Genomic DNA, 19,560 nt, shown 5'->3' on the forward strand with positions numbered 1-19,560 from the left:
CCTGGTCCCGGTTCCGCCATAGGGACGGATGTCGAGCCCGGTATTCACCGGCACTAAACTGTGCCGGTGCCAACTCCTGAAGCCCTCATCTCCTTCTTACTGGCGTCCCTCATCATCATCGTGATCCCGGGACCCACTGTGCTCTTCGTCGTCGGCCAATCACTGTCCCACGGCAGACGCGGTGGACTGACCAGTGTTCTGGGCGGCTGCGCCGGGATCATCCCGCTGATTGTGGCGGTGTCCTTCGGCGTCGGCACGATCGTCGCCCAGTCGGTGGTCATCTTCACGATCGTCAAGATCCTCGGGGCCGCCTACCTCATATACCTCGGTGTCCAAGGCATCCGCCACCGGAGAGCTGGCAACGAAGTCCCCGAAGCCGAGCAGGCTATCGCGCAGGATCCGCCGCCCGACTTCTCGCACACCATCCCCGCACACGGCTGGACCGAGCTCTCAGAAGATGACGAACCCATGCTTTCCCCGACTGTGCGCGACTTCCGCTATCGGTCGATGTTCACACAGGGCTTCATCGTCGGCATCTCGAACCCGAAGACGATCGTCTTCTTCGTCGCCGTCCTCCCGCAGTTCGTCTCACTCGAGGCGGGTCACGTGCCCTTGCAGATGATCGTTCTCGGTCTGGCCTTCCAGACACTGGCGCTGCTCTCCGACGGTTCGTGGGCGTTCATCGCCGGCACCACCCGCAGTTGGTTCGCCCGCTCGCCGAGGCGGATGTCCCGCATCCGTGGAATCGGCGGTGGCATGCTCATCGGCCTCGGCGGAACGATGGCCTTCGCGAGCCAGTAGCCATAGCGCGGCAGCCGGGGTGCTGCGCCACACCGTGCCAGTCAGTGATCGCGCCGGCGGTCGATCCAACAGGCAGACGATCGAGCACCCGACGTTCGGCTCTATTGTCGCGTCGCGCCAGTACAGTGGGAGCAACCACCTCGTCGAAGGAGCACTCATGCCACGGAACCGACCATTCGCACAGGTCGACGTCTTCTCCGCCGACCCCTTCCTGGGCAATCCCGTCGCCGTCATCCTCGACGCCGACGGTCTGTCCGGTGAGGACATGGCCCGGATCGCGAACTGGACGAACCTGTCGGAGACGACCTTCGTCCTGCCGCCCACCGACCCCTCGGCCGACTACCGGCTGCGGATCTTCACCCCCTCCAGTGAACTGCCCTTCGCCGGCCACCCGACCCTGGGTTCGGCTGCCGCCTGGCTGAATGCGGGCGGCACCCCGCACAGCGAAGGCGCTCTGATCCAGGAATGCGATGCCGGCCTGGTGGAGTTGCGCCGGAGCGCCTCCGATGTCCTCTCCTTCGCCGCCCCCGAAGTCATCCGGTCAGGTGAGCTCGACGAGGATGACGTGCAGGCCGTCGCGACGGCACTCGGCGTCGACCGCAGCGACATCCTCGGCCATCAATGGGTCGACAACGGTCCCGGCTGGGCCGCGGTCCGCCTCGCCACGGCCCAGCAGGTCCTCGACCTCAACCCGGACTTCACCGCGCTCCCGGACGCGAAGATCGGCGTCATCGGCGCCCACACCGAGGACTCGGACCACGAATACGAGATCCGCGCCTTCGCGCCCGGCATGGGCATCGTCGAAGATCCCGTCACCGGCAGCCTCAACGCCTCGGTCGCGCAGTGGCTGATCCGCGAAGGGCTGGCCCCCGACAAGTACACCGCCACCCAGGGCACGGCCATCGGCCGCGCCGGCGTCATCTCGATCACCCGCGAGGGAGACCAGGTGTGGGTCGGCGGAGCGACGACGATCTGCTTCAGCGGCACCGCCTTCGCCTGAGCCGCACCCTGAGCTCCACCGTGCTCCGACACCGCTGTGCGCGGGACTGATTCACGCTCGGTCGTGCACCGTGACAGCGTATCCGTCTACATCGGCGAAGGTGAACGTCAGCCCGAAGGGACTCGGAGCCGGTGGGCGAATGATCTCGACCCCGTCGGCGACAAGTGTGTCATGCAGCGCCTGAGCGTCGTCGCAGTGGAACCACAGGGCGACGCCCGTGCCCGGTCGCGCCATGTCATCGAGAACGACCCCCGGCAGGGGCGATCGGACCGCGAATGGTATCGGTGCGGTTGCGAAGACAACTGCTCCGTGAGGCGCCGTGGGAACCCGCTCGAGTCCGATCCGCTGCTCGTAGAACTCCGCTGCCCGCTCAACGTCTCGCACCTGCAGTGCGACGAAATCCGGTCCGGTGACAGTCATGAATTTCCCTCTCTTTCGATATGTCAGTGTCCTGACATGTTTCAAGTTATGTCAGAATACTGACATGATTCAAGACAATGCCGCGCTCGAGTCCCGAATCGGCTATCAGCTCAAGCAAGTGCAATCGGTGCTCCGATCGCGGATGGACGAAGCACTGCGGCCGCTGAACCTGTCGATGCCGCAATATGCCTGCCTCGAGCTGCTCCGGCGGACGCCGGGGGCATCGAATGCCGAGCTCGCTCGCGGAGCCTTCGTGACGCGTCAGACCATGAACACGCTGCTGCGTGGACTCGAGGAACGTGGATTGGTGGTGCGCGCCGAGAGAGCAGAGAGCGGACGCGCACTTCCGACGACCCTCACCGAAGCGGGCGAAGCACTGCTCACCCAAGCGTCAGAACGCGCGATGAGGATCGAGGCCCACATGGTGAGCACTCTCGACACGGACCAGCGGAAGAGCTTGATCCGGGCATTGGAGAAGTGCATCGACGCCCTCCTCACTCCCTGACCGCACTCACTCCTTGACCGCGCGTTCCGCGATCGTGAGGTCCAGGGGGAAGTCGACGGGCGCATCTCCGAACAGGAGACGACCCGCCGATGCGGCCGCCGCCCTGATCGCCTCCGCCGCGTCCTCGGCCTGATCGAGCGGGGAGTGCACGATCACCTCGTCGTGGAGGAAGAAGACCAGGTGCGCCCGCGAGTCGAAGACGGGACCGGAGGGCGATGCCGGCACCGAGGTGGTCGCCGGCAGTCGTGACAGCCGCAGTCTGAGGTCTGCGAGCCAGGCCAGCGCCCACTCCGCGGCGGTTCCCTGGACCACGAAGTTGCGGGTGAACCGGCCCTGATCCCCGGCGGCCCGCCGCGCGATCGCCTCGTCCTGGGCCGTGGCGTCGAAACGGTTGGCACGCGCCTGCAGCTGCCTCCACCCCTCACTCGGCACCGGGGACGTCCGCCCGAGCCACGTCGACACGACTCCGCCCGCGGCCCCCACCTCGGCGGCGGAGTCGACGAGGGCCATCGCCTGCGGGAAGCTCGTCCGCAGCCGGGGAACGAGACGACCACTGTCGCCGGTGGTGCCGCCGTACATGGCGCCGAGCACCGCGATCTTCGCCTCCTGCCTGGTGGCGACGATGCCGGAATCGACGATGCCCGAATAGAGGTCCTTCTCCCGGCCGGCCTCCGCCATCGCCCGGTCGCCGGACATCGCGGCGAGCGCCCGGGGTTCCAGCTGAGCGACGTCGGCGGAGATGAGCGTCCAGCCCGGGTCGGCTCGCAGCGCCGGTCGCAGCTGTCGCGGGATCTGCAGAGCTCCGCCGCCGCTGGCCGCCCACCGGCCGGTGACGACTCCCCCGGGAACGTACACGGGCCGGTACCGTCCGCTCTCGATCCATTCGTCGAGCCAGTGCCAGCCGTTGGCCGACAGCAGTCGGGCGAGCTTCTTGTAGCGCAGCAGCGGCTCGATCGCGGGATGGTCGCTCTCGGCCAGCTCCCATTTCGAGGTCGAGGCGACATTGATGCCGGCCCGGTGCAGGGCGGACAGGAGCTTCGCGTGCGAGTCGAGGTTCGCGCGGGGATCCTCGAGCGCAACCCGGACCTCCTCGGCGACGGCTTGCATCTTCGCCGGCTTCGCACCCAGCGGAGGGCGCGGGCCGAGGACCTCGGTGAGGATCCGGTCGTGTTCGGCCACGTCCCAAGGCGCTCCGGCCGCGTGCATCTCAGCGGCGACCAGTGCGCCTGCGGATTCGGCGGCGAGCAGCAGACGCAGCCGGCCCGGATCCGCGGCGGTGGCGAGGGCCGAGTGCTGGCGCGCGAATTCGGCGAGCGCGGAGTCGATGTCGTGCGGGACCTCCTTGGCCCGATCCCGCCCGCCCTCGACGTCGAAGAGCGCGACCGCATCGGATTCGGCAGCTGCGGTCACGGGGCCCGCGTCCCAGTCGGCCGCCTCCCTCAGCGGCCCCGGTTCGGTGACGAGCTCGGAGCGCATGAGGATCGCATGCGCCAGCCGCAGGTCGTGGCAGCGGCCGATGCGCACTCCGGCCGCCAGCCACGCGGGGTACCAGCGCGGCGCGTCGCTGAAGACCCACCTCGGCCGGAGTGCAGCCGCTTCACGGTCGCGCACGAAGTCGGCCAGCTCATCCTCGCCGAGGCGGACGCCGCCGACCTTCTCACCAGCGGAATCGAGGTCGACCGCAGCGACTTCGTCGGGTCGGTCAGGATTCCGGGTGCGGCCGATCACGCACCAGTGCGTGGATTCGGGCGGGCCAACGGTCATTGTCCAACGGTACTGGCTTCTCCCGCGCGGAGGGGTGCCGAGTCCCCGATTCGGGGGAAGTCCCGGCGCCGGCGGCAGGCCATGCTCGAAGCATGACAACCTCAGCCCGTCCGTACCGCATCGCCCTCGCCTCGGCGACTGTGCTGTCGGCCATCGCCGCGGTCGCCGGCCTCGTCTGGCTGGTCGATCCGACCGCCATCGTCTTCGGGGTGGACACAGTCCCGCCTCTCATCATCGCGCTGTTCGGGATGGGCCCTGCCACCCTCGTGCTCGCGCTCTCCTCCGTCGTCGGCGTCGCGGCCGGCGCTGCGGCCCTCACCGGTTCCGGTCGCGGCCGCCCAGCGGGCATCGGTCTCGTCGCCGCCGTCGGAGCCGCCCAGGCCCTGGTGTTCGGAGTGGGATTCGGCAGCATCTCCAATCTCTCGACCGCCGGCTACCTCGTCGCCATGGCGATTCCGGTGCTCCTGCTCATCGTCATCGTCCAAGTGATCCGCAGATATCCCGCCGCCCGATGGACGATCGGAGTCCCCCTCCTCCTCGCCTCAGGCATCGGGCTCCTCCTCGGTCGAGAACCTCTGGGCGTGCTCGTCTCCAATCTGGGGCCCGCACTCGCACGCCAGGCCGGCTTCCTCCTCGTCACCCTGCTCATGATCGCGATCGGCTTCGCCTGGGCCGCGGCCGCGGTGCTCGCCGTCGTCGACACTGACGCGGCGAAGCGCACCACCCGCTGGGTCACGCGACACCGCACGCTGTTCACCCTCCTCGCAGCGCTCGGACCCGTGCCCTATGGCCTGGCCCGGCTGACCTGGCTCACCCCGTGGCCGATCTTCGGCGCCGAGGCGGCGGCGGATATGCCCACCCGAATCCTCGGACTGGCCCTGTCGAGCGGCAGCTGGTTCGCTCTCGTCCTGACGATCGGCCTGATCCGGCCCTGGGGCGAGGTGTTCCCGCGGTGGATCCCCTTCCTCGCGGGGCGTCGGGTGCCCGTGGCCGCGGCCGCAGTACCCGGCGGAATCGTCGCAGCGATGCTGTGCTTCGCCGCCGTCCCCTTCCTCATGCAGGCGGCCCTCGGCGGGAGCATCGAGATGACGCTCATCTTCCCCTGCTGGCTCTGGGGTCCCGCCCTGGCCCTGGCCGTGTGGGGCTACATCGGACATCGGAGCTCGGGCGATCGCCGAGGCGGAGGCGAGTCGATCGAGCAGCCGGTGAAGCCGTCCCCCACTGATTCACGGGCCTGAAGCGATCACGGTGCCTGCACGGCATGAATGCAGAAGCTCCCGAACCGGATTCAACCGATTCGGGAGCCTGTGTCCGCTGTGCGCGAGGGGGGACTTGAACCCCCACGACCTTTCGATCACTGGCACCTGAAGCCAGCGCGTCTACCAATTCCGCCACTCGCGCGAACAAGAGAAAACTCTAGCAGGGACGAAGCGGAAACAGGAAACCGATTCAGCCGGTTTCCCCCAAACGTGTCCACCCTCACATCGACGAGGACCGGGCACTCCGTTGCTCACCCCGGTCGGGAGCCGGATTCATCGATTACTCAGCACTGACCCCTAAGCTGGGCGACCGCGGGGAATCCGGACCCAACTGCGCCCCGAGAATCCGCGGGACGTGAGTTGAGAGGCTCACCGCGTTAGGATTGAGTGTTGGTGCGCCCGATCCCGGAATCAGCGTCCGGGGCAGAGGGCACCGGCATTGACAAGTGCAGACCGACACTTCGACACGACAGCAACACCCAGCGAAGGAGGTGCCATGGGGATTCTCGATCGATTCGAGAAGGGACTGGAAAACGTCGTCAATGGTGCCTTCGCCAAAGCATTCAGATCTCAGGTCGAACCCGTCGAGCTCGCCGGCGCCCTGCGCCGCGAAGCGGACAACAAGGCAGCAGTCGTCTCCCGCGGGAGGACACTGACCGCCAATCACTACACGATCGAACTCTCGCCGACGGACTTCGAGCGGCTCTCGGGCATCGAGACCGAACTGAGGTCCGACCTGCGCCAGGTCATCGGCGATCATGCCATCGAACAGGCGTACAGCTTCGTCGGACCCGTCTCAGTCGAGTTCGTCGAAGCCGATGACCTCGACACCGGGATGTACCGGGTCGTCTCGAGCACGGAACGCCCCGACGGCTCACCTGCGGCTCAGCCCGCCAACCGCGGCGGCTACGACCCGCCCTCACGCGCCAACAGCATCGTCCATGAGCCATCGATCGGCTCCGGCTCGCGCCCGGCCGCACCGCGGCGGACCTCCGAACCGACCCCCGCCCGCTCGGCCGGCCATGCCCGGCCCGTGCCGGTCCGGCCGGCACCCGCCGCCAAGCCCCGCGCCATCAGCGCCAGTGTGACCATCAACGGACAGACGTACCCCCTGGAGATGGGCAGCAATATCTTCGGCCGCTCCTCGAACAGCTCCGACCTGGTCATCGACGACCCCGGAGTCTCCCGGCGACACTTTGAGATCGTCGTCGAGCGCGACCATGCCGTCGCCAACGATCTCGGGTCCACGAACGGAACCATCCTGCACGGGCGCAGGCTGACCAGCGCGAACCTCGCCGACGGAGACGTGCTCACGGCCGGTGACGCAGAGGTGAAGTATCACGAAACCGAACAGGACTCTCTGTGAGCGAATTTACTGTGACCGTCTTCCGGTTCGCCTTCTTCATCCTCCTCTGGCTCTTCGTCCTCGGTGTGGCAGGCGTTCTGAAACGGGACATCTTCGGCGCCAAGCGCGGACCGCGCAAGTCGCGTCGCAAGTCCCGGAAGTCTGGTCCCGCGGCGAACCCGCCTCCCGCTCCCGCACCCGCTCCACCGACAGCACCGCCGTCGCGGGCACCCGATCGGGCCCATCCCGGCTCGATCAGGGTCACCGCCGGCCCCCTGGCCGGAACCTCGCTCATCCTGTCCGGAGCGCCCGTGACCTTCGGTCGCGCCCCGGACAACACGATCGTCATCAACGATGACTTCGCCTCCAGCCGTCATGCCCGCATCGTCGCGCAGAACGGCGCCCAGGTCCTCGAGGACCTGGGCTCGACGAACGGCACGTTCGTCGACGGCTCTCGCATCACTTCCCCGGTCTCTCTGAGCATCGGCACCCAGATCACCATCGGCCATACGACGCTGGAGACCCAATCGTGACCACCGTGGGTACCATTTCGCTCCGCTCAGCAGCCCGGTCTCACACCGGGCTGGTGCGTAAGAACAACCAGGACTCCGGGTACGCGGGTCCGAACTTCTTACTCATCGCAGACGGAATGGGCGGTCATGCCGGCGGTGACGTCGCCTCGGCGATCACCGTGGCCCGGCTCGCCGAACTCGACCACGAGCCCAGCGGCGACGACGCCCTGGAACTGCTGCGCACCTCCATCCTCGACGCCAACGACCGCATCTGCCGCGGCGTCGTCGAGCAGCCGGAGCTCGCCGGAATGGGCACCACCGTCACCGCCCTGCTGCGCGCCCCGGGCAACCGCTTCGCCCTCGCCCACATCGGCGACTCACGCGGTTACGTGCTCCGCGACGGCGAACTGCAGATGGTCACCCACGACCACACGTTCGTCCAGATGCTCGTCGACGAGGGCCGCATCACCGCCGATGAGGCCGAGACGCACCCTCAGCGCTCCGTCGTGATGAAGGTCCTCGGCGACGTCGGGGCCTCCCCCGACCTCGATCTGTCCCTGCGCGAGGCCCAGGTCGGCGACCGCTGGATGCTCTGCTCCGATGGATTGACCGGGTTCGCCGAGATGTCGGACATCACCCGGATCCTCGCCGAGGTGGACGACCCCGATGAATGCTGCCGCCAGCTCGTCGACCTCGCTCTCGCCGGCGGCGGCGCCGACAACGTCACCGTGGTCATCGGCGACGTCCTCGAAGGCACCGTCGAGACCCCGATCGGAATCGCGGTCGGCTCCGTCCAGATCAACCCGCAGTACGCCCAGATCGGCACGAACGGCTCCACCGACGCACCCACGGAGTCGCTGCAGCACTTCGGCGAGGGCGACGTCCCCACCGACACCGTTCCCATGCACACGGTGCCCGAATCCGAAGGTCAGGAGCCCTCCGCCGAGGCGACCCCCTCCTCCCAGCAGGACGACGCGGACCACGGGACGGCGAAGACCAAAGAGATCGAGACCCGTGCGGTCGACACCGCCGACACCGCCGAAGGAGATGACCTCGACGCCGACGACGACGAGGTGGAAAAACGCTCCTACCTCGGCTGGATCATCACCGCCATCGTCATCATCGCCCTGGCCGTGGGCGGGTTCTTCGCCTACAACTACGTGAGCAACCACTACTTCCTCACCGCCGTCGACGGCAAGGTCGCCCTCTACCGCGGCCTCGACACGACCCTGGGCCCGATCGAGCTCAGCCGTCTCGAGGACACGACCGAGATCGACGTCGACACCCTCAACAGCTTCTCCCAGGACCGTCTGCGCGGCTCCATCCAGGCCGACTCCCGCGATGAGGCCAATCGCATCCTCGAGAACCTGCGCAACGAATCACGGCAGGTCGGCGGGGTCAGCGGCAATGCCGCGGACGGCACTAACCCGAGCGATCCCGCTCCCTCACCGCCGAGCAGTCAGCCCGTGAGTCCGAGTGATTCCATCACCAGGGAGACACAATGATGTCCGCTCCCTCCGATCAGGTCGGGCGGCCGCGGCCGTACCGCCTGGCCGAGCTCGCCCTGCTCATCCTCGCCATCGCAGTGGCGACGAGCGCCTATGCCCTGGTGGGCCTGGGCACCGAGGGAACGATTCCCGCCAACGTCTACGGCTATGCCGGGTGGCTGGCGGCTCTCGGTCTCGTCGTCCACATCGTCATCTGGTGGAAGGCGAAGTACGCCGATCCGGTGCTGCTTCCCATCGCGGTCCTGCTCAACGGCCTCGGCCTGGCGATGATCTATCGCATCGACTACGCCCAGGAGCGCACCGGCACCGACGCTGTCGCTGTCTCGCAGCTGATCTGGATGACCCTGGGGGTCGGTCTGGCCGTCGGTGTCATCATTTTCCTCAAGGACCACCGCTGGCTCCGCCGCTACACCTTCCTCTCCGGGTTGGCCGCGCTCGTCTTCCTCCTCCTACCGCTCCTGCCCGGCCTGGGCAAGACCGTCAATGGCGCCCGAATCTGGATCGGGGTCGGCGGATTCTCCTTCCAGCCCGGAGAGATCGCGAAGATCCTCCTGGCGATCTTCTTCGCCGGCTATCTCGTCAGCTACCGCGACCAGCTCGTGCTGGCCGGCCCCAAGATCCTCGGCATCCGCTTCCCGCGCCTGCGCGACTTCGGCCCCATCGTCATCGCCTGGATCGCCAGCGTCTGCATCCTCGTCCTCGAGCGCGATCTCGGCACCTCGCTGCTGTTCTTCGGGCTGTTCGTGGCCATGCTCTACGTCGCCACCAGCCGCAAGTCCTGGATCCTGCTCGGCCTCGGCTTCTTCAGCATCGGCGCCGTCGCCGCCACCTTCCTCTTCTCCCACGTCGGTCAGCGCGTCGACGGATGGCTCCACGCCCTGACTCCCGAGGAGTACAACAAGACCCCTGGCGGCTCCTATCAGCTGGTCCAGGGTCTGTTCGGGATGGCCAACGGCGGTCTCGTCGGCACCGGCCTCGGCGAAGGCCGTCCGAGCATGGTCCCCTTCGCGGACTCGGACTTCATCTACGCCAGCCTCGGCGAGGAGCTGGGGATGGCGGGTCTGTTCGTCATCCTGCTGTGCTACCTCTTCATCTTCCAGCGCGGCATGAAGACCGCGAGTGAGCTGCGCGACGGCTTCGGCACCCTGCTCGCCACGGGCCTGTCCTTCACGATCGCCCTGCAGGTCTTCGTCGTCGTCGGCGGCGTCACCCGGCTGATCCCCCTCACGGGTCTCACCACCCCGTTCCTCGCCGCCGGCGGATCGTCCCTGGTGGCGAACTGGGTGATCATCGCTCTCCTGCTGCGGATCTCCGACAATGCGAGGCGGCCCGTCGAGGAGTTCCACACCGGAGTCCTGCGGATCACGGAGGACCCGGAGGACGCAGGTTCCCCCAAGCGGCAGGGGGCCGCAGGCTCCCCCAAGCAGAGGGCCGCAGCGAAGAGCCACGGAGCGGCACCGCACGACTTGGACGATGACGCACCCACCACGAATCTGGGAACGACCGGAGGTGAACGATGAAGAAGGCCCTGACCCACGTCTCCGTCGTCGGATTCGTCATGTTCGCACTCCTCTTCGGATCGACGAGCTGGGTGCAGTTCGTGCGCGCCGACGCGCTCAACAACAACTCCCTGAACAACCGGAAGATCCTCGAGCAGCTCTCCCGCGATCGTGGCCCGATCCTCGTCGACGGCACTCCTGTCGCCTACTCCGAACCCGTCGACGACCGCTACAAGTACCAGCGGAAATACGGGTCCGAAGACCTCGACCCGCGCGCTTACGCAGCGCTGACCGGCTACTACTCGATCACCTCTGGCGCCTCGGGCATGGAGCGCTATGCCAACGACTACCTGTCCGGGGACTCCGATGCCCTGTTCTACGACAAGATCGGCAGCATCTTCACCGGCGAACAGCCGCGCGGCGCCGCCGTTGAGCTGACCATCGACCCCGAGGTGCAGGAAGCGGCCTGGAAGGGTCTGGGCAACCAGAACGGAGCCGCCGTCGCCATCGACCCGAAGACCGGGAAGATCCTCGCGATGGCCTCGACCCCGGGCTGGAACCCGAACCGGCTCGCCACCCATGACCCGGAGAAGGCGGCCAGCTCCTACCAGTCTCTGCTCGACGCAGAGGACAACCCCGCCTACAACCGCGCCATCGGCGGCAACCTCTACCCGCCCGGTTCGACCTTCAAGGTCATCGTCGCCGCGGCGGCGCTCGAATCCGGCGACTACACACCGAACTCAACGCTCAAGGGACCCGGCACGCTCGACCTGCCGCAGACGACCGCGACGATCAGCAATTCCCATCCGGGGCCCTGCCGCAACGGCGGGCGCCCATCACTGGCGGATTCCCTCGCCGAGTCCTGCAACACCTCGTTCGCCTCCCTCGGGATGGACCTGGGAGAGGACGCGGTCCGCGAACAGGCGGAGAAGTTCGGATTCGGCCAGGATCTCGACATCCCGCTGCCTGTCTCCCCGTCGTCGTTCCCCAGCGGTCTCAACCCGCCCCAGCTTGCCCAGTCCTCCCTCGGGCAGTACGAGGTCCGCGCGACTCCTCTGCAGATGGCCATGATGACCGCGGGGATCGCCAACGGAGGCTCGATGATGAAGCCGCAGCTCGTCAACCGCGTGCTCAACGCGGGCACTCTGGAGCCGATCGAGGAGACCCGGCCGCAGGAGATGTCGCGCCCGGTCTCCGAGGACACCGCCGGTGAGCTGACGTCGATGATGGAAGGCGTCGTCACCGACGGCACCGCCTCGGTGGCCAAGATCCCCGGGGTCAAGGTCGCCGCGAAGACCGGCACCGCCCAGCACGCACAGGGTGCTGCACCCCACGCCTGGTTCGTCTCCTTCGCCCCCGCAGAGGATCCCCAGATCGCGGTGGCCGTGGTCGTGGAGAACGGCGGAAACGCCGGCAGCGAAGCTTATGGTGCGACGGTCGCCGGGCCGATCGCCAAGGACATGATGGAAGCGGTGGTCAGGAAATGAGACCAGTCGAAGGCACGCTGCTGGGCAATCGCTACAAGCTGACCTCCCGGATCGCCGTGGGCGGCATGGGTGAGGTCTGGAAGGGCACCGACTCGGTGCTCGGCCGCGAAGTCGCCGCGAAGATCCTCAAGGACGAATACCTCTCCGATCCCTCCTTCCTCGCCCGCTTCCAGGCCGAGGCCCAGAACATGGGCCGCGTCTCCGATCCGGGCATCGCCGGCGTCTACGACTACGGCGACGAAGCGGGCTCCCCCTACCTGGTCATGGAGTACGTCCCGGGTGACCCCCTGTCGACCATCATCGAACGGAGCGCACCGCTGTCCGAGGCGGACACCCTGAGCATCGTCTCGCAAGCCGCGCAGGCCCTCGGAGCCGCACACCGGGTGGGAGTCATCCACCGCGACATCAAACCCGGCAACATCCTCATCACCCCGGACTTCCGGGTGAAGATCACCGACTTCGGCATCGCCCGCGTCGCCGATCAGGCGCCGCTGACGAAGACCGGCCAGGTCATGGGCACCGCCCAGTACCTCGCGCCCGAACAGGCCACCGGGAAGGGATCGGGGCCCGGCTCCGACCTCTACGCCCTCGGCATCATCGCCTACGAGGCGTTGGCTGGTCAGCGTCCCTTCACCGGGGACTCGCAGGTCGCCATCGCCATCGCCCAGGTCAACCAGCAGCATCCCCCGCTGCCCGACACTGTGTCCGAACCCCTGCGCCGCCTCGTCGACTGCCTGCTCGAGAAGAAACCCGACCGCCGACCCTCCGACGCCACCGCAGTCGCACGGGCCGCCAACGCCCTGGCCGTCGGCGATGTCGCCGGCGCCGAGGCGATCCTGCCCCAGATGCGTCTGGGCAATTCCGCCACCGAGGCCCTGACCCAGGCATTCAACTCGCCCGAGACCGCCGCCTCGACCCAGGTGATGCCCGTGACCGCGTCCAATGACGCCACCCGGGTCTATTCTGCAGATCAGGCGGGAGCCGCCGGGGCCGCAGGCGCGGCCGGCGCCGGGGCCGGGCTCCTGGCGGCCGATGCCGATGATCGCGGCGGTGTCGACGGCACGAAGAACGACGAAGTCGATGAGAAGCAGAAGAAGAAGGGCCGGACCCTGATCTGGATCCTCGCGCTGCTCGCCCTCATCGCGGTCGGCGCCCTGCTCTGGTTCTTCCTCGGCGGCGCCGGCGATGACCCGGCTCCTGCCCCGACCACGACGAAGGCCACCCCGTCGGAGACGAAGCAGTCGATCACGATCGATCCGGACGACTACATCGGCCTCTCGGAATCCTCGGCGGTCGACAACCTCGAACAACAGGACCTCAAGGCCGAGACCCGCAGCGTCGCTTCGCAGCAGCCGGCCGGCACCGTGGCCGAGGTCCGCGAGGGCGAGAACGGGTACACCTTCCTCGAGGGGGACACCGTCGTCCTCGAGATCTCCTCGGGTCCCGCTCCGGAACCCGAACCCGAACCGGAACCGAAGCGGACGCAGGAACCGAGCAGCCCCGGCAGCGATTCGGGATCGAACTCCGGTTCCGGGTCCGGGTCGGACTCCGGCCGCAACGCCGAGGACGAGTCCGACACCGCCACCGACAGCGGTGCGGAGGAGAACTCGCAGGACAATGCGAACAGCGGCTCGAACGCGAACTCCGGCAGCGGCTCGAACTCCGGCAGCGGCTCGAACTCCGGCAGCGGCTCGAATGCGAATTCCGGCACCGGCTCTGAGGCGAACCAGGACACGGGCTCGAACACCGGCGCCGGGAACGGTCAGGGCGGTCAGGACAACGCCGGGGGCCAGGGCAACGGCGGCGGACTCGACGGCGTGGCGTCGACCGATGTCACCGGCAATGACGGCTAGCAGTGAGCAGCGGCATCGATGACGACGACCAATGATCGGACCAGCAGACAAGTGCGCACGAACTTTCGCCCGACGCGGGTGGACAAAAGCGGAGGACAAGAATGACTGAACCCAAGGTGCTGTCGGGGCGGTACGAAGTTCGTGCGCTCCTCGGCCGTGGGGGCATGGCAGAAGTGCACGAGGGCGTCGACACCCGTCTGGGCCGACGTATCGCGATCAAGCTTCTGCGGTCCGACCTCGCCCGCGACCCCTCGTTCCACACCCGTCTCAAGCGGGAGGCGCAGTCCGCCGCCGGTCTCAACCACCCCGGCATCGTCGCCGTCTACGACTCCGGTGAAGAGGAGTTCGCGGAGACCGGAGGGTCCTCCGTCTCCGTTCCCTTCATCGTCATGGAATACGTCGAGGGCCAGACCCTGCGCGAGGTGCTCAACGACCACGGCACACTGACGATCGAGGAGGCCCTCAACGTCATCGCCGGGGTGCTGGCGCCGCTGGAGTACAGCCACCGCAACGGGATCGTCCACCGCGACATCAAGCCGGCAAACGTCATGCTCACCCCCGAGGGCGACATCAAGGTGATGGACTTCGGCATCGCTCGGGCGCTCAAGGACAACAGCGGTCTGACCCAGACGCAGTCTGTCGTCGGCACCGCGCAGTACCTCTCCCCCGAACAGGCCCGCGGCGAGGTCGTCGACGCCCGCTCCGACCTCTACTCAACCGCGTGCCTGCTCTACGAGCTCCTCGTCGGCAGGCCCCCGTTCGTCGGCGATTCGCAGCTCGCGGTCGCCTACCAGCACGTGGGAGAGACTCCGAAGCCGCCGAGCTTCTACAATCCGAACGTCCCGCCCGAGGTCGACCGGCTGCTCCTCCATGCCCTCCTCAAGGACCGCGACGAACGCTACCAGGACGCCTACACGTTCCGGGAGGACGTGCTCGCCGCCCGCGACGGCAGACCGCTGAGCTTCGACGACGATGCCGATCGCACACAGGCCTTCCCGCTGGCCCCGACGATGGTCGGCCCCAGCCCGCATCCCCAGGGCGCCGAGGCGGCCCCGGAGACGGGTGCTGTCGCGACGATCCTCGATCACGACGAGAAGCCCCCGCAGAAGCGCTCCCGCGCGTGGGTGTGGATCGGCAGCATCTTCGTGCTGCTCGCCCTGGCCGCCGTCGCCCTGTGGGTCTACGAGATCAACAAACCACCGCCGATCGTCCAGGTCCAGATCACCGATGTGGCCGGGATGAGCGCCGATGACGCCGAGGCGGCCCTGATCAAGTCCGGGCTCACCGTCGACCGGGAGGAGGAGGCGAACGCGGACGTCGATGAGGGCGATGCGATCAGAACCGACCCTGCCAGCGGGCAGAGGGCGCCCGAAGGCACCCTCGTCAAGCTCTTCGTGTCCACCGGACCCTCGAGCGTGGACGTGCCCGACGTCTCGGGAGAGACGGAGGCCAAGGCTCGCGAGGTCCTCAGCGATGCGAAGCTGCGCGCCGGCACCCACATCTCGCAGAACTCACCCGATGTGGAGAAGGGCGTCGTCATCGAGACCAAGCCCGGCGCCGGCACCAAGGTCGACGTCGACTCGAATGTCGACCTCGTCGTGTCCTCGGGCATGGTCCAGGTGCCCGACGTCCTCGGCAAGACCGGGGATGAGGCGTGCAAGATCCTCGAGGCCGACGACTATCAGCTGGGATGCAAGGTCGAAGAGGTGGAGACCGCAGACGAGGACGCCGGCAAGGTCTTCGAGCAGTCGGCGACCGGAGGCAGCGAGGTCCAGCAGGGATCGGAGATCACGGTCCGGGTGGCCAAGAAGCCGCCGGAGCCGACTCCGACCACGCCGTCGATCCCCGGCGGAATCCCCACCGGACCGGCCTCACCCAGCCCCACGAAGTCGAGCGATGACCCCAGCGGTGGGGGCCTCGAGGGCATGCAGGACTGGATAGAAGGCAACTGAGATCAAGGAAGCGGGGCGGCACATGTGCCGCCCCGCTTCCTTGATCTCAGGACAGGCAGACGAAGAGGTCGGTCCGCAGTGTCGCGGGATCGACGTCCGGGCCCGGCTCACTCACGTAGACCTCGAAGAAGGGCAGCCCGGGGTGGAGGCCTGCGGCGTGGATCTCGTCCGTGAACGCCTCCCAGGCGCCCGCCAGGCCGTCGAAGCTCCCGATGTGACTGGTGGCCGCGACGGACCCGCCGGGCAGTTCGGCAGGCACGGCTCGCAGATCTCCGCCGAGGTCGAGGGACCGGGTCAGACCGGCGGAGACGGGCACCCCGATCTGAATGTCGACGGTGTCGCTCGGCTGCCGGGTGTAGAGGGAGAACGCCGGACCCACGATGTCGACGGCGGCGGATTCCAGGGCGGGGAACAGGCCGGTGAAGGTGCGATCGAACAGGCTGGGCAGGTCCGCCATCGGGTGGTTCTTCGCCTCGACGACCACAGTGGGCACCGAGGCCGCCTCGAAGACGGTGAGATCGGTGAATGGGTTCGGCGGGAAGTAGCTGGGCTCTTCCATGAGCAGTCCTCTCGGTGAGTGGGAACTGCTACCGATCCTAGTGCCTCACTCGGAGTGAGCGGAAGAGCCCGTCGTCGAGGAGATCGCGCTGGCCAGGGGTGACATCGATGCCGCCTGCTGCGCGGCTCCGGCGACTCCGCACACCTCCAGCCAGTTGCCGAGCATCATGTACCCGCATTCGGTGAGCACGGACTCGGGATGGAACTGGACTCCGAACAGGGGCCGGGACCGGTGCTCGATCGCCATCACCACCCCATCCTCGGTGCGGGCAGTGACCTTGAACTTCTCGAGGTCCAGCGTCTCATCGACGATGGCCAGGGAGTGATAGCGGGTGACGGTGAGCGGGCTCGGGCAACCGGCGAAGATGCCCTCGCCATCGTGGGTGATCGTCGAGGTCTTGCCGTGCATGAGCACGGGCGAATGGGTGACGGTGGCGCCGTAGACCTCACCGAGGGCCTGATGCCCCAGGCAGACGCCGAAGACGGGCGCGCCAGCGGTCTCCGCCCAGTCGATGAGGACGGGGCACAGCCCTGATTCGGACGGTGTGCCGGGACCCGGGGACAGCAGGATCCCGTCGTAGTCGCGGGCTCTGGCCACGGCCGCCTCGGCGCTGAGATCGTCGTTGCGGATGACGTCGACCTCCGCGCCGAGCTCACGCACATAGGCGACGAGCGTGTAGACGAAGCTGTCGTAGTTGTCGATGACGAGGATCTTGGTCATTGGCCACCATCGGTCACTGTTGCGTTGTTGAACGGCATGTACGGGGCGACGACCGGGAACACGTACTGCATGAGCAGGTAGACGACCGCCGCGATGAGGATCAGGCTGAGGATGAGTTTGACGAACCAGTTTCCGGGCAGACTGCGCCAGATGAATCCGTACATGCTCATGCACCGCCCTTCTTGGAGACCTTCTTGTACGCCTCCGAGTCCTTGATCGACCCGGGAGCGCCTTCGTTCGCCGGGGTCCAGTCGGTGAGCTCGGCGTAGGCGACGTAGCGCTCACGCGCCGAGAACATCGGGTTGCACGCCGTCATCGTCAGGATCCGGTCCTTGCCCTTGGAGTCGGGCATATCCGGTACCGGGGCCAGGACCTCGATGGCGTCGGGGAGGATGATGTCGAAGTTGCGGAAGGTGTAGGTGTAGAACCCGTCCTTCGTCTGGACGACGATCTCGTCACCGGGGCGCAGCTCCGCGATCTGGTTGAGCGGCTTGCCGTAGGTCACGCGGTGGCCGGCGATCGAGAAGTTGCCGACGTCGCCGGGCATCGCCGAATTGGGGTACCGGCCCAGGCCCATCCGGTTGAGCACCGGTTCGAGGTCGACGCCCTCGGCCACCGTGCGGTAGTAGTCCCCGCCGAAGCGCGGGATGTAGAAGATCCCGAACGCCTCGTTCTTGCCGACCGGGTCGGCCACGACCGGTTCGTCCGGGTCCTCCGGCAGTTCGTTGGGGTCCTGGTTCTGCCAGTCCTGGGCGAGTTCGTCGGCGAGGACCTCGTTGTCGCGGTTGGCCGCGAGGTCCGTCCACCACAGCTGCCAGACGACGAACAGGATGAGGACGAGGCCGGCCGTGATGCACAGTTCCCCGAACGTGCGGATGGTCCCGCGGACCGGCCCCAGCGGCTCCCGCTCGACAGGCCCGCGACCGCGGGGGCGGTCCCCACGGCCGCCGTCACCGGCATGCGCGCGGCCGATGTCACCACCGGCGCCGAGGTGGCCGCCGCCGTGCTCGTGGCCGCTGTTGTGCTCGTGGCCCCTGTTGTACGGGTGGCCGGCCGCTGACCCGACAGCGGAGTCCTGACGGATCGGTGGCGCATCGGAGTAGACGGCCGTCGGAGCACCCGTGGCCGCCGCTGCTTCCCGCTGACGCAGTTCACGCCGACTGGGCAGGGGCTGCGAATAGGACGCGGGGTCCGGCCGGGAGGAGGTGCTGTCATCGGAGGGAGGGGTGACATGGCGACGCTGGGCAGGACGAATGGTGGGTCGAGACGACGCCTCTGCGTCGGCCTCGTCACCCGAGTAGGGACTATTCACCACTGCTCCACCGTGCCTATTGCTTCTAATCCAAACGGCCTGCCGGTCGGGGGCAGGCGGGACATTCCCCTGCACTTTATCGTATGCAGATGCCATGCAGTTGCGTCCTGTGCCGCTTTCAGGGTAGTCGGAGCATCTGCGGAGCCCCGATTTTTTCAACGAGCATGCGGTGACGAGTAGACTGGTCGCGATTGTCCCTACCCGAGCAAACGGTCACCATTCAGCGGTCGGCCATAGAAGGAGTACCCGTGGCCAAGTCCAACGGACGGACCCAGCGCCCTGCGCGCACTTCTCGCAACACCGCGCAGCCAGCACCCGACACCACTGATGACATCGAGGTCACCGAGGTCGTCGAGGTGGATTCCCCGGACCAGGATGCCGACGTCGAGGCGGCTGAGAAGTCGGACGCGAAGCCGGCTGCTGCGCAGAAGGCCGTGACCTCGGATGAGGCTGTGACTTCCGATGAGGCTGTGGGCGCCGACGAGGTCTCCGACCCCGAAACAGGCGAAGAGAAGTCCGGTGCGACGGCGGTCGGCAAGGCCCCGAAGGACTCCGCCGCCAAGAGCGCAACGGGCAAGTCCGCCGACACGAAGACCTCCGACGCGAAGGCCTCCGACAAGAAGAAGGACGCGAAGAAGACCGGTGCCGCAAAGCGCACCACCCGCTCGGGCAATCCGGCCAAGCGCGCACAGGGACGCAAGACCGCGACCTACACCTCGCAGTCCGGTCAGCAGACCATCAAGCCCAACCCGCGCTGGTTCCTCCCGGTGCTCGTCGGTCTGCTGCTCGTCGGACTGATCTGGCTCGTCGCCTTCTACATCACCCAGGGCGCCTTCCCCGTTGAGGCCTGGGGCAACTGGAACATCCTCATCGGCTTCACCTTCTTCGTGGCGGGGCTGATCATGTCGACCCGCTGGCGGTAGCCGACCGGCTGGCGAGGAGAGACTGCAGAGGGCGATGCCGACGAACTGTCGGCATCGCCCTCTGTGCATTGTCCACGGGGCCAGTCAGAAGCCATACCCGGAAGAAGCCATCCCCGAAAGCAGCCTCAATCGAAGCAGTCT

The 19,560-nt window shown here is 67.4% G+C and carries 18 protein-coding genes and 1 tRNA gene; 12 read left to right on the plus strand and 7 right to left on the minus strand.

What is annotated here, in order from left to right; genetic code table 11:
* Positions 1 to 66: 66 nt before the first annotated feature.
* Both RIT73_RS03565 and RIT73_RS03570 read left to right on the plus strand, forming a co-directional pair.
* A complete protein-coding gene (locus tag RIT73_RS03565; protein ID WP_309130680.1) occupies positions 67 to 801 on the plus strand; it encodes a LysE family translocator in 735 nt (244 codons plus the stop codon).
* Positions 802 to 958: 157 nt separating this feature from the next.
* Positions 959 to 1,801, plus strand: coding sequence for a PhzF family phenazine biosynthesis protein (locus tag RIT73_RS03570; protein ID WP_309130681.1), 843 nt, complete (start codon positions 959 to 961; stop codon positions 1,799 to 1,801).
* Positions 1,802 to 1,852: 51 nt separating this feature from the next.
* On the opposite strand, the gene RIT73_RS03575 is transcribed toward RIT73_RS03570, so the two are convergent.
* The gene (locus RIT73_RS03575; RefSeq protein WP_309130682.1) at positions 1,853 to 2,221 is read right to left on the minus strand and encodes a VOC family protein; all 369 of its coding nucleotides are present in this window, start codon (positions 2,219 to 2,221) and stop codon (positions 1,853 to 1,855) included.
* Positions 2,222 to 2,285: 64 nt separating this feature from the next.
* On the opposite strand from RIT73_RS03575, the gene RIT73_RS03580 reads away from it, so the two are divergent.
* Positions 2,286 to 2,726: a MarR family transcriptional regulator gene (locus RIT73_RS03580; RefSeq protein ID WP_309130683.1), complete on the plus strand. Its 441-nt coding sequence runs from the start codon at positions 2,286 to 2,288 to the stop codon at positions 2,724 to 2,726.
* A gap of 6 nt (positions 2,727 to 2,732) precedes the next feature.
* Here RIT73_RS03580 and RIT73_RS03585 read toward each other — a convergent pair whose 3' ends face one another.
* On the minus strand, positions 2,733 to 4,490 hold the full coding sequence (locus RIT73_RS03585) for a bifunctional 3'-5' exonuclease/DNA polymerase (RefSeq protein WP_309130684.1): 1,758 nt from the start codon (positions 4,488 to 4,490) through the stop codon (positions 2,733 to 2,735).
* Positions 4,491 to 4,582: 92 nt separating this feature from the next.
* Here RIT73_RS03585 and RIT73_RS03590 point away from each other — a divergent pair, with 92 nt between their 5' ends.
* A complete protein-coding gene (locus RIT73_RS03590; protein ID WP_309130685.1) occupies positions 4,583 to 5,728 on the plus strand; it encodes a hypothetical protein in 1,146 nt (381 codons plus the stop codon).
* A gap of 79 nt (positions 5,729 to 5,807) precedes the next feature.
* Here RIT73_RS03590 and RIT73_RS03595 read toward each other — a convergent pair.
* Positions 5,808 to 5,891 (minus strand) — tRNA-Leu (locus RIT73_RS03595).
* A gap of 354 nt (positions 5,892 to 6,245) precedes the next feature.
* On the opposite strand from RIT73_RS03595, the gene RIT73_RS03600 reads away from it, so the two are divergent.
* The 7 genes from RIT73_RS03600 (at position 6,246) to pknB (ending at position 15,905) form a co-directional block, all read left to right on the plus strand.
* Positions 6,246 to 7,115 carry a DUF3662 and FHA domain-containing protein gene (locus RIT73_RS03600; protein ID WP_309130686.1) on the plus strand — a complete coding sequence of 290 codons (870 nt, stop codon included), beginning with the start codon at positions 6,246 to 6,248 and terminating at the stop codon, positions 7,113 to 7,115.
* Positions 7,112 to 7,627, plus strand: coding sequence for an FHA domain-containing protein (locus tag RIT73_RS03605; RefSeq protein WP_309130687.1), 516 nt, complete (start codon positions 7,112 to 7,114; stop codon positions 7,625 to 7,627). Before RIT73_RS03600 ends, RIT73_RS03605 begins: the two co-directional genes overlap by 4 nt.
* Entirely contained in the window at positions 7,624 to 9,111 is a 1,488-nt protein-coding gene (locus RIT73_RS03610; protein ID WP_375294971.1) for a protein phosphatase 2C domain-containing protein, read from the plus strand. Before RIT73_RS03605 ends, RIT73_RS03610 begins: the two co-directional genes overlap by 4 nt.
* Positions 9,108 to 10,634 carry an FtsW/RodA/SpoVE family cell cycle protein gene (locus RIT73_RS03615; RefSeq protein ID WP_309130689.1) on the plus strand — a complete coding sequence of 509 codons (1,527 nt, stop codon included), beginning with the start codon at positions 9,108 to 9,110 and terminating at the stop codon, positions 10,632 to 10,634. Before RIT73_RS03610 ends, RIT73_RS03615 begins: the two co-directional genes overlap by 4 nt.
* The gene (locus RIT73_RS03620; protein WP_309130690.1) at positions 10,631 to 12,100 is read left to right on the plus strand and encodes a penicillin-binding protein 2; all 1,470 of its coding nucleotides are present in this window, start codon (positions 10,631 to 10,633) and stop codon (positions 12,098 to 12,100) included. Before RIT73_RS03615 ends, RIT73_RS03620 begins: the two co-directional genes overlap by 4 nt.
* Positions 12,097 to 13,953: a serine/threonine-protein kinase gene (locus tag RIT73_RS03625; protein WP_309130691.1), complete on the plus strand. Its 1,857-nt coding sequence runs from the start codon at positions 12,097 to 12,099 to the stop codon at positions 13,951 to 13,953. The genes RIT73_RS03620 and RIT73_RS03625 overlap by 4 nt, the downstream gene beginning before the upstream one ends.
* A 101-nt stretch (positions 13,954 to 14,054) precedes the next feature.
* On the plus strand, positions 14,055 to 15,905 hold the full coding sequence (pknB, locus tag RIT73_RS03630; RefSeq protein WP_309130692.1) for a Stk1 family PASTA domain-containing Ser/Thr kinase: 1,851 nt from the start codon (positions 14,055 to 14,057) through the stop codon (positions 15,903 to 15,905).
* A gap of 46 nt (positions 15,906 to 15,951) precedes the next feature.
* Here the strand turns inward: pknB and RIT73_RS03635 are convergent, their stop codons facing one another.
* The 4 genes from RIT73_RS03635 to RIT73_RS03650 are packed head-to-tail and all read right to left on the minus strand — an operon-like array spanning position 15,952 to position 18,496.
* Entirely contained in the window at positions 15,952 to 16,464 is a 513-nt protein-coding gene (locus RIT73_RS03635) for a GyrI-like domain-containing protein (protein WP_309130693.1), read from the minus strand.
* 45 nt (positions 16,465 to 16,509) lie between these two features.
* Complete coding sequence (locus RIT73_RS03640) at positions 16,510 to 17,184, minus strand: aminodeoxychorismate/anthranilate synthase component II (protein WP_309130694.1); 675 nt, start codon at positions 17,182 to 17,184, stop codon at positions 16,510 to 16,512.
* A complete protein-coding gene (locus tag RIT73_RS03645; RefSeq protein ID WP_309130830.1) occupies positions 17,181 to 17,354 on the minus strand; it encodes a hypothetical protein in 174 nt (57 codons plus the stop codon). Before RIT73_RS03645 ends, RIT73_RS03640 begins: the two co-directional genes overlap by 4 nt.
* On the minus strand, positions 17,351 to 18,496 hold the full coding sequence (locus RIT73_RS03650; RefSeq protein WP_309130695.1) for a class E sortase: 1,146 nt from the start codon (positions 18,494 to 18,496) through the stop codon (positions 17,351 to 17,353). Before RIT73_RS03650 ends, RIT73_RS03645 begins: the two co-directional genes overlap by 4 nt.
* 248 nt (positions 18,497 to 18,744) lie before the next feature.
* Here RIT73_RS03650 and RIT73_RS03655 point away from each other — a divergent pair, with 248 nt between their 5' ends.
* The gene (locus RIT73_RS03655; RefSeq protein WP_309130696.1) at positions 18,745 to 19,419 is read left to right on the plus strand and encodes a cell division protein CrgA; all 675 of its coding nucleotides are present in this window, start codon (positions 18,745 to 18,747) and stop codon (positions 19,417 to 19,419) included.
* Positions 19,420 to 19,560 lie beyond the last annotated feature (141 nt).

Origin of the sequence: Brevibacterium sp., from assembly GCF_031179145.1 — a bacterium.
In the GTDB taxonomy this organism is placed as follows: domain Bacteria; phylum Actinomycetota; class Actinomycetes; order Actinomycetales; family Brevibacteriaceae; genus Brevibacterium.